The organism is Pedobacter sp. 10L46_2 (genome assembly GCF_056395165.1).
Window position 1 is genome coordinate 20093 of record NZ_JBFTIZ010000076.1, and the last position, 11144, is coordinate 31236.

At 40.5% G+C, this 11144-nt stretch carries 6 protein-coding genes; 2 read left to right on the top strand and 4 right to left on the bottom strand.

Annotation, left to right across the window (positions count from 1 at the left end):
• The first annotated feature begins 78 nt into the window (after nucleotides 1–78).
• Together AC1DDX_RS10695 and pbpC are read left to right on the top strand one after the other, a co-directional pair.
• Nucleotides 79–5487 carry an alpha-2-macroglobulin family protein gene (locus tag AC1DDX_RS10695; protein ID WP_477622029.1) on the top strand — a complete coding sequence of 1803 codons (5409 nt, stop codon included), beginning with the start codon at nucleotides 79–81 and terminating at the stop codon, nucleotides 5485–5487.
• 133 nt (nucleotides 5488–5620) lie between these two features.
• Nucleotides 5621–8095, top strand: coding sequence for a penicillin-binding protein 1C (gene pbpC, locus AC1DDX_RS10700; protein WP_317171727.1), 2475 nt, complete (start codon nucleotides 5621–5623; stop codon nucleotides 8093–8095).
• On the opposite strand, the gene AC1DDX_RS10705 is transcribed toward pbpC, so the two are convergent.
• From AC1DDX_RS10705 to AC1DDX_RS10720, 4 genes are all read right to left on the bottom strand, one after another.
• On the bottom strand, nucleotides 8092–8784 hold the full coding sequence (locus AC1DDX_RS10705; RefSeq protein WP_099438337.1) for a lysoplasmalogenase: 693 nt from the start codon (nucleotides 8782–8784) through the stop codon (nucleotides 8092–8094). The two genes, pbpC and AC1DDX_RS10705, sit on opposite strands and share 4 nt — an antisense overlap.
• Nucleotides 8759–9985 (bottom strand): sterol desaturase family protein, encoded by a 1227-nt coding sequence (locus AC1DDX_RS10710; protein WP_172662994.1) that lies wholly within the window; start codon nucleotides 9983–9985, stop codon nucleotides 8759–8761. Before AC1DDX_RS10710 ends, AC1DDX_RS10705 begins: the two co-directional genes overlap by 26 nt.
• 128 nt (nucleotides 9986–10113) lie before the next feature.
• The gene (locus AC1DDX_RS10715; RefSeq protein ID WP_048905338.1) at nucleotides 10114–10419 is read right to left on the bottom strand and encodes an RNA recognition motif domain-containing protein; all 306 of its coding nucleotides are present in this window, start codon (nucleotides 10417–10419) and stop codon (nucleotides 10114–10116) included.
• 174 nt (nucleotides 10420–10593) lie between these two features.
• A partial coding sequence (locus tag AC1DDX_RS10720) for a dienelactone hydrolase family protein (RefSeq protein ID WP_477622030.1) occupies nucleotides 10594–11144 on the bottom strand: 551 nt, incomplete at its 5' end.

The following is an 11144-nucleotide window of genomic DNA, read 5'->3' on the forward strand; positions in this document are numbered from 1 at the left end:
CTTGTGGATAACAATTATTTTCGTTTCCGATGATTTTTGTTGATTTTCGTACACATCTTATTATGAAATATCTGTGTTATGGAATCATCTCGCTCTTCCTTTTTCCAAAGGAATAAAAAACCCCTGGTTATTGGCATTACTGCTTTTCTGCTAGCTGGAATTGCATCTTTTTTTCTCTTTAAAAAAGAAAAGCCTAAGGACTACAACCAAAAATATTCTAAATATATAGAAGCTTACACTTCCGGAACCATCTCTAAAAAGAGTTTTATAAGGGTGCATCTGGCCAGTGAAGTAAAAACAATGAGTGATGTTGGCGTTGCCGACACCCGTGATTTGTTTAGCTTCTCTCCTTCTGTAAAAGGAAAAGCTTACTGGATCGATGCGCAAACAGTCGAATTCAGACCTGATGAGCCTTTAAAATCAGGCGAAACCTATGAGGCCAATCTCGATTTGAGCAAGGTTACTGAAACAGAAAAGGACCTTGAAGAATTTGAGTTCGGATTTAGAGTGATCAAACCCGGCATGAATTTAACTCAGGATGGGTTGGTGTCGCAAAACAACACTTCTCTTGATTATATGAAGCTTAAGGGAGAGATTACGACCTCCGATCAGGAAGACCCAAAGGCGATTGAAAAAGCATTAACACTAAATTTTCCGCAAACTTTAAAAGTTAAATGGCAGCATAATCCAGAGAAAAACACTTCTGCCTTTACCATAGATAGTATTAAAAAAGCTGGTCAGGATACAAAACTAACTTTAAAATGGTCTGGTGAGGCTATTAATGCCGACAGCAAAGGCGAACAAACCGTTGCTGTTCCTGCCAAAGGCGTATTTAAAGTACTGGACATGAAAGCAGTACAAGACCTCGAAGATTATGCCTTAGTACAGCTTTCTGAACCTGTAGGCGTAGCTCAGGATCTGGCCGGTTTAATCTCTTTAAGCGGTTTATCTGATTTAAGGTTTACCATCGATGGCAGTCAGGTAAAAGTTTACTCAGCCCTGGCTTTAGAAGGCAATTATTCTCTTACAGTAAATTCTGGCATCGAAAATATCAACGGAAAGAAACTTGGAGCAGGAAAAACTGCCAATATCGTTTTTGAGAACAAACTGCCTTCGGTGGTTATTGCAGGCAGTGGTACCATACTTCCAAATTCCGGTAAATTGGTGTTGCCTTTCGAAGCAACCAATTTAAAGGCGGTTGATGTTACGGTTATCAAGATCTATGAAAATAATATCCCTCAGTTCTTCCAAACCAACAGCTATAAAGATGGAGGTGAGATTCGTCGTGTTGGTAAACCTGTGATACAAAAAACAATTCGTTTAGATGAAGATAAAGCGCTTAATCTGCATAAAAAGAACCGTTTTACCTTAGATCTTGATAAGCTGATTAAAACTGAACCTGGTGCCATGTACCGCATAACCATCGGTTTCAGAAATGAGTACAATGTATTTAAATGTGCTGAAGTAACTAACGATGAAGAAACTTCTGATGAAGACGGCTATCGTGGTTATGGTGAAAAGATTGATGAGGACGATGAGTTCTGGGAGCGTTACAACAGTTATTATCCAAATAATTACAGATGGGAAGATCGTGACAATCCTTGTACCCCATCCTATTATACCAATGACAAATGGGCCAGCAGAAATGTAATGGCTTCGAATATTGGTCTTATTGCCAAACGTGGTAACGACAACAGTATGCTTGTTGTAACTACAGATCTGCTTACCGCTAAACCAATGAGCGGTGTTACTTTGGAGCTGTTAGATTACCAGCGTCAGATCATCCACACGGTTAAAACCGATGGCGATGGTATGGCTACCTTTGATCTGAAAAGAAAACCCTTCTTACTGATCGCTAAAAATGGCGATGAACGTGGCTATCTGAAAATGGATGATGGTAGTTCGCTTCCATTAAGTCGCTTTGATGTTGGCGGCGATGTGGTGCAGAACGGATTGAAAGGTTACATTTATGGAGAACGCGGCGTTTGGAGACCAGGCGATTCTATATTCGTATCCTTTATTCTTGAAGATAAATTAAAGAAACTTCCAGGCGGATATCCGGTCACTTTTGAATTATATAACCCTCAGGGACAATTAATTAAAAGAATCATCAATGGTAAACCATTAAATGGATTCTATGCTTTTAAAACGGCTACAGAAAATACTGCTCCTACCGGAAACTGGCTGGCCAAGGTAAAAGCAGGTGGTGCAGTTTTCAGCAAAACCATTAAGGTTGAAACCGTTATGCCTAACAGGCTAAAGATAAATTTCAATATCGGTAATGCTACCTATTTAGGTGTTGGCGGTGCATCATCAGCCACGCTTTCGGCAAACTGGTTATTTGGTTCTGTAGGCAAAAACCTTAAAGCCAAGGTTGATGTGAATCTGAATACCATGAAAACTACTTTTAAGGGTTTTGATGAGTATACTTTTGATAACCCTACAGTAGTGTTCCAATCGCAGGTAAAAACCATATTCGAAGGCACACTAAATGAGAATGGAACTGCCGTTGTAAATACCAGTTTAAATGAAAACAATACTGCTCCGGGCATGCTTAAGGCAAACTTTACCACTAAGGTATTTGAAGCAGGCGGTAATTTCAGTATCGATAACTTTAGTATCCCTTACCATGTTTACAACAACTATTACGGTATTAAAACCCCTGATGGTGAGAAATTAAGCGGAATGCTGGTAACCGACAAGGATCATAAAGTTAATATTGTGAATGTAGACAGGAACGGTAAACTGGTACAAGGTGGCAAAACTGTTGAGGTTGAGCTATACAAAGTACAGTGGCGTTGGTGGTGGGATCAGGACGACCAGAACTCCTATGCTAACTTTACCCAAAACTCTTATAATAAACTCGTTAAAAAAGAAAGCATCACTTTATCAAACGGTAAAGGAAGCTGGAATTTAAGAATAGATGAACCGGAATGGGGTCGTTATCTGATTCTGGTACGCGATGTAAATGGTGGCCATGTAACCGGCAAATCTGTATATGTTGACTGGCCGGGTTGGGCACAACGTGAACAGGCCAACAACCCTACCGAAGCCTCTATGCTATCATTTACTGCCAATAAAACCAAGTTCAATGTTGGCGAAGATGTGGTATTAACCATTCCATCAGGTAAAGGCGGCAGAGCATTAATCTCTATAGAAAATGGCAGCAGGGTATTAAAAACCTTCTGGACAGAAACTAAAGCCGGCCAAACACAATTTACCTTTAAGGCCGAAAAGAACATGGCGCCTAATGTGTTTGCCGTGGTTACTTTGCTTCAGCCACATGCCCAAACGGTAAATGATTTGCCAATAAGGATGTATGGAGCTATTCCATTGCTTATTGAAGATCCTGAAACGATCTTAAAACCGGTTATTAAAATGGCCGATAAGATTAAACCTGAAACAGAGAATAGCATTACTGTTGCGGAACAAAATGGCAAGGCCATGACCTATACAATAGCCATTGTAGATGAAGGTTTGCTTGACCTGACCAGATTTAAAACTCCTGATCCTCATAGTGCTTTTTATGCCCGAGAAGGCTTGGGTGTTAAAACATGGGATTTGTTCGATTATGTACTTGGTGCATGGGGCGGCAATCTGGAACGTATTTTAAGCATTGGTGGTGATGGCAGTGTAAACAGGAATTTGAATCCGGCAAAAGCCAACAGGTTTGTACCTGTGGTAAAATATCTTGGTCCTTTTGCATTGGGCAAAGGCGAAAGCAAAACCCATAAGTTTACGCTTCCGCAATATATTGGCGCGGTAAGAGCAATGGTGGTTGCCGGACAAGATGGTGCTTATGGCTTTGCAGAGAAATCTGTACAGGTTAAAAAACCTTTAATGCTGCTGGCTACTTTACCACGTGTTATTGGTCCGGGCGAAAGCTTTACTTTACCTACAACCGTATTTGCTACAGAAAATAACCTTAAAAACGTAACTGTTCAACTACAGGCACAGAATTTACAGGTAATTGGCAGTAAAACACAACAGCTTGGATTTAAACAACCAGGCGAACAGATGGCATATTTCGAAATCAAGGCTCCTGAGGTTACAGGTATTGCCAAGGTTAAGATCATTGCACAAAGCGGTACTGAGAAGGCTGTTTATGATGTAGAGATGGACATTCGTAATCCTAATCCGTTTGTTACCAATGTGGTATCGGCAGTAGTTGAACCGGGTGCCAATTGGTCGTTAAACTATGCGCCTATTGGTATGGCTGGTACAAATTCAGGGTCTATAGAGCTTTCGTCTATACCTCCTATCAATCTTAAAAAGCGCTTAAGTTACCTGATGCAATATCCGCATGGATGTGTAGAGCAAACTACTTCCGGTGTATTCCCTCAGTTATTCCTTAACCAATTAACTGCTTTAAATGAACAGCAAAAGGCAAATACAGAGCGAAACATAAAAGCGGGTATTAACAGGTTGAAAGGCTTCCAGACTACTGATGGTGGTTTAAGTTACTGGCCGGGCGAAGGTACGTCTGATGAGTGGGGAACCAATTATGCAGGGCATTTCCTTGTGGAATCGCAAAATGCAGGATATACCCTTCCAGTAGGAATGATTGATGAACTTGTTCGTTATTTAAAAACAAAAGCCAATAACTGGGCGCCAAATAGCAGTAATTTTTATGGTGGTGATCTTTCTCAATCGTACAGGTTATATGTGCTTGCATTGGCCAAGAGACCGGAGATAGCAGCAATGAACAGATTAAGGGCATTTGAATACCTTTCTGTATCTGCAAAATGGCGTTTGGCTGCCGCATATAAACTTGCCGGACAAGCAGATGCAGCCAATAAACTGATAAAAGATTTACCTACTGAAATAAAACCTTACAATCAGCTAGGCGGCACTTATGGTTCTGATTTAAGAGATGAGGCCATGATATTGGAAACACTGACTCTATTGGGCCGTAAAGGTACAGCAGCGCAGTTATTGCAGTCGGTAGCTGCCAGATTAGGTAAAGATGATTGGTACAGTACACAAACTACGGCTTACAGTTTACTAGGCATCGCAAAGTTTTGTGGTGTAAATTCTTCATCAAATAACCTTAAATACAGCTATACTATTGATGGTAAAAAAGGCAATGTAAATTCAAACCAGTACATTGTTAGCACGCCACTGGCATTTAAAGGCAATGTGGCTGTTACCAATACCAGCGACAGGGTGTTGTTTGCCCGTTTGATTTTACAGGGGCAACCTTCGGCCGGACAAAATAATTTTCAACCGAACAACCCTGATCTGTTAGACATGAGTATCAGCTATAAATTACTTAATGGCAAGGTGTTGGATCCTACTACTTTGAAACAAGGCACAGACTTTTATGCTGAAGTTGTGGTTAAAAATCCTGGTAAGAGTGGATATTATGAGCAAATGGCACTTACACAGATCTTCCCATCGGGATGGGAAATCATTAATACCATGATCGTGTGTTTACTTATTTTAACCTGCGTGAGAACGAAACGGTTATTTATAAAGTGCTTTTAAATGCATCTTATATTGGTAGGTACTATTTATCGGCTGTTCAGTGCGAAGCAATGTATAACAACAGCATAAGTGCAACAGAAGCAGGAAAATGGGTGCAGGTTATTAAATAAGCAAGTGGGTAGGTATAAAGTAAGTGAGTAGTTGTAAATTAACCAAAACAGGACTTCCTGAAACCGGACTTCCGTCATCTCGACAAAGGAGAGATCTCTTGAATAGCAACAACAAGAGATCCTTCGCTGCGCTCTGGATGACGGATGTTGTTTTCCTCATTTTACTACTTATATTCCTATTTTCTTTGCCTTCAAAGCTTTTTGTAAGCCCTACCTCATATGTTGTAGAAGCTTCAAATGGCGATTTATTAAGCGCTTCTATTGCTAAAGATGGGCAATGGCGTTTCCCTGTAGCCGACACCATACCAGAGAAATTTGCGCAATGTCTGGTCGCTTTTGAAGATAAACGTTTCTATTACCACCCCGGTGTAGATCCTATTGCTATGGCAAGAGCTATGCGCCAAAACTTTAAAGCCAAAAGTGTGGTAAGTGGCGGAAGCACAATAAGCATGCAGGTGATCAGGCTATCCAGACGCGAAAGCAGAACAGTTTGGCAAAAGCTAATAGAGGTTATCCTGGCTATCAGACTAGAAGCCAGCTATTCAAAAAAAGAAATTTTAAAGCTCTATGCCGGCAACGCCCCCTTTGGGAGTAACGTGGTTGGATTGGATGCTGCAGCATGGAGGTACTTCGGCCGCAGTGCCGAAAGTTTATCCTGGGGAGAGATGGCTACACTGGCTGTGCTACCAAACAGCCCGTCACTGGTACACCCTGGCAAAAACTCTCCCCGACTGATTAAAAAACGGAACGATCTGCTGGATAAATTAGCGGTATTAAAAATCATAGACCAATCAACCGCCAATCTATCTAAGCTGGAGCCTATTCCGGGCAAGCCACAACAACTGCCTCAAAACGCACCGCATTTACTTAACAGATTTAAGGCAGAGCGGTCGGCCTTAAAAACAGGATCTACAAGGATCACTTCTACACTTGATTATGATTTGCAACTACGGGTAAGCAGTTTGCTGAAGCGCTACAACAACCGATATCGGGCAAACGACATTAACAACATTGCAGCATTGGTTTTAGATGTAAAAAAAGGTACTGTACTTAGTTATGTTGGCAACATCTACCAACCGGAAAACACCGAACTGGAAAGTCATGTGGATATGATTAAGGCACCAAGGAGTCCGGGAAGTACATTAAAACCCATTCTGTACGCCAGTATGTTAAATGATGGCTTTATACTTCCTAAAACTTTAATAGCCGACATACCCACCCAAATAGGCGGCTACTCGCCCCAAAATTATGATATGGGCTACGATGGTGCCATACAAGCCGATAGAGCGCTGAGCCGCTCTCTAAACATCCCTGCGGTTAAAATGCTGCAGAACTATAAGTACCAAAGGTTTTATGATAAGCTTAAACAATTGGGCTTTACTACGCTAAACAAACCAGCCGATCATTATGGGCTTTCACTTATTCTTGGTGGCAGCGAGGTAACGATGTGGGACCTGGCAAGAACTTATATGGGAATGGCCAGAACGCTTAACCATTTTAATGATTATAAAGGCAGGTACAATCCGCATGATTACGATGAGCCTTTGTATGTGAACGAACAGCGGGATAAACGTTTTGATGAGTTTGAGACTGAAGTAAACTCAGCCATTGATCATGGTTCTATCTGGAATGCATTTAATGCTATGGAGGAGTTAATGAGGCCGGGCGAGGAAGGTTTATGGGAACAGTTTTCCTCTTCGCAGCGATTGGCATGGAAAACAGGTACCAGTTTCGGTTTCAGGGATGCCTGGGCAGTTGGACTTAATCCGAACTATGTAGTTTGCGTTTGGGTTGGCAATGCCGATGGCGAAGGCCGACCGGGCTTAACCGGTATAGATGCTGCTGCTCCTGTTATGTTTGATATTTTTAAGCAATTACCTGTTGTTAAATGGTTTAAAACCCCTACAAGTAAACTTAAGAAAATTGTGGTTTGCAAAGAAAGTGGCTATAAAGCTGGCGAATATTGCACTGATAAAGTGATACAGCTGGTTTCTCCGGCAGGTGAAAAAACAGGTCTTTGCCCCTACCATAAAATGGTCCATCTGGACCGTACAGGAACTTACAGGGTAACCGATGAATGCGAAGCGCCATCTGCCATGGTGCATAAATCGTGGTTTATTTTACCTCCGTCTATGGAATATTATTATAAGATCAAAAATAGTGATTATAAGGAGCTGCCTCCATTTAAACCTGGTTGCGGCGATGCCGGGAATAACTTTGTAATGGAAATGATCTATCCAAGAAACTACGCCACGGTTTATATTCCTGTTGAGTTTGATGGCACCAGAGGGAAAATTGTGTTAAATGCTACCCACAGAAACGCTAGCGCTAAGATTTACTGGCATATTGATAATGAGTATGTTGCCACAACCAAGAATTATCATCAGCTGGCTGTTAGTCCGGCGCCTGGCAAACATATTTTAACACTCGTTGATGAGAATGGCGAAAGGCTGGTACAGCATTTCACTGTGTTGGAAAAAGAAAAGGAAAAGAACTAATCTTCTCTTTTTACAAGCTGACGCTCGATGCCTCCTATGGTAATCAAATATTGCGCGATCATGTAAGTTGCCATAATCAACAATCCTGCAAGATCAAAGCCCTTAACAAACTTATTATAAGCAAGTGTTGAGTCAGAGATCAGGAAAAATATTGCGCCAAAAAGAATCAGGTTAAAGCTGATTTTATTTACCCTCATGTTTCTGAACGCTGCCATCATCATCATTAAACTGATCACAAAAGTATAAACCATAACCGGTAGTTTCATTGCGCCAAGCCCATGCCTGATGTAAACATAAAAACTGATACTGAACACAGCACAAAGCGCAATGGCGATCCTTGCTCCTTTTTTATCTAATTGGGGTGCAGACGAGAAATCAAGATAAAATGCGCGGATATAAAAGATATGGCAAAGTAAAAAAGCAATTAGTCCGTAGGTAAAAAAAGCTTCGTTTTTCCATACCAGCATAAGCAATACATCGCCTATAAGGCCAAAAACCAAGCCTGTAAACAAACGTTTATGAAAGCGACCTTTTAGTTTGGTACTTATTGCAAACATGATAAGTAAAGAGATAACGATGAGTGGTTTTGTAATGTATTTTAAAGCCGAAAGCTCGTAATACTCTGCCACAAGCTGCAGTATAAAAATCAGGGCAAATATGAGGTTAAACTTCAGGTACTTCTTGAGCATGGGTATTCAGTTTGTTAAGATTATAGAACCAGACTAATGAAACGATTTGTAAGCCCGCAAATATCACCTGGTACCCAATAGGGAAATTAAGCAGCAAAATTATTAAAATACCTGATAGGAGTCGGCAGTATTCAAAATAAATGAGCCATTTCTTTTCTTCGAGCAATGCACCGCAGGTTAATAGTGTAAGTATTGAAAACACAGAACCACTTATTAAGGGTGTTGCAGGCAAGGTTGCATTTAAAAACAAAATGGCTGATCCTGTGGCTAAGCCTATCAAAAATTGCAAAAGCACATATCCGGAGAATTTCTGATGAAACTCAGGATTGTATTTTGCATAACTGGCAGGATCAATATCCTTTGCCGGTTTAAAGCCACCCAAATGCGCTGGGAACCATCCGGGTGGCTTAAGAAATACATTTATTTTATCGCTCCATTTAGGGCTTTGTTTTGCGGTATTCCAAAGTTCACTCCAGTAATGTACGTTTGCCCAGATAGGATTCCAGCTGGCCAATGGAGTGGTTATGCCATAGTACACCTCTTCTTCTTCTTTTTGAAAGGTACCAAAAATTTTATCCCAGATAATTAAAGTACCTGCATGGTTCTTATCAATGTATTTTGGGTTGGAACCATGATGCACTCGGTGATGAGAAGGTGTATTTAAAATCCATTCTAATGGTCCCATACTTTTTATAGCTCTGGTATGAATCCAAAACTGGTATAAAGTATTAAAAGCACTTAAGGTGAGGAACATGATCGGATCAAACCCAATAAAAGCCAGAGGTAAATAAAACACCCATGAAAACCATCCCTGAAACCAGGATTGCCTTAAAGCTACGGTAAGGTTATATTCTTCAGATTGGTGGTGTACAATGTGAGCTGCCCAGAGTGCGTTTACCTGATGGCTCATTCTGTGAAACCAATAGTAGAAAAAATCAACCCCAATGAAAAGTATGATCCAGACCCATATGGTTTGCGGAAGATCAAATAACCGCCAATGTTCAAAAATATACATGTAGCCAAAGAAGAGCGCTGTTTTCATGAAAACGCCTGTTACCTGCTGACCAATGCCTTGGCTTAAATTGGAAATGGAATCGTTTAAGCGGTAATAGTTTAACTTCTTATAGAAAGAATAAGCTAGCTCTACTCCTATCAGAATAAAGAATATAGGAACCGATAAAGCAATATAGTCCACGTTCATTCTACTAATCTAATGAATTAGCAGGTAATTTTTTTAAAATAAAAAAGCAGCAATAAATGACGCATGTCACCACTGCTGCTCTAGTATATTAAAATAGAATCAGTAACTAATTTTAATAAAAAAGCTAATTAATAGCTTTTTTCTGTACGGTTATTGCGTTTAAAGCCACCACCACCAGCACCACCAGTATTTGGTTTTTCTTGTGCTTCAGCAACTTTGATACGGTTACCATTGTAATCGCCGCCATTCATGCGTTTGATTGCTTCTTTTGCCTCTTCTTCTACCGGCATTTCCACAAAACCAAACCCACGACTCTGACCAGTTTCGCGATCTTTGATAATCCTTAGTGATTTTACTTGACCGAAATCACCAAATACGGCTGTTAATTCATCTTCCCCCACTTCTAAAGGAAGGCCTGTAATAAATATCTTCATTAATTTCTAAAAATTTGCACAAAGTTAAGCATTTTTCGCTTAAATTCCAATGCTAGTGTCAGTTATAAGTATAATTATATAATATTTTTCATAACACCCAAGAGAAAATTTTGTTTTATTAATTGTAAAAAAACATTACTTTTTTCTTAAATAATTATAACCGACAAATCGAACCTAGCTTAATTTAGCTTTAAACAGAGATATTGTTCTTTGCCAGGCCAGTTTAGCAGCCGCTTCATTGTATCTGGTCGGCGAAGTATCGTTATTAAAAGCGTGATTTACGCCTTCATAAATATAGACTTTATAATCTATATGATTTTCTTTCAAAGCTGCTTCATAAGCCGGAATTCCCGCATTTATACGCTCATCGAGTCCACCATAATGAAGCATTACACTGGCTTTTATCTTAGGAACATCTTCTGCGGCTGCCTGTGCTCCATAGTATGCAACTGCTGCAAGCAACTTAGGATCGCTTACTGCAAGTTTGTTTGCCATGCCCCCGCCCCAGCAAAAACCAACACATCCGGTTTTTCCGTTTCCATCTTTCCTGCTTCTCAAATATTCAAGTCCTTTCAGATAGTTCTGCAAGTTTTTTGCCGGATCCAGCTTTCCGATCAGCTCCCGGCCTTTATCCTCATCCGAGGGTGTTCCGCCGAATAGCGATAAGGCATCCACTCCTAAAGCAATAAAACCTTCGGCAGCTACTCTTTTGGTTACATCTATAA

Coding starts and splice junctions, on each gene's coding strand:
- AC1DDX_RS10695 (WP_477622029.1), top strand. CDS start 79: ATGGAATCATCTCGCTCTTCCTTTTTCCAAAGGAATAAAAAACCCCTG.
- AC1DDX_RS10705 (WP_099438337.1), bottom strand. CDS start 8,784: ATGCTCAAGAAGTACCTGAAGTTTAACCTCATATTTGCCCTGATTTTT.
- AC1DDX_RS10710 (WP_172662994.1), bottom strand. CDS start 9,985: ATGAACGTGGACTATATTGCTTTATCGGTTCCTATATTCTTTATTCTG.
- AC1DDX_RS10715 (WP_048905338.1), bottom strand. CDS start 10,419: ATGAAGATATTTATTACAGGCCTTCCTTTAGAAGTGGGGGAAGATGAA.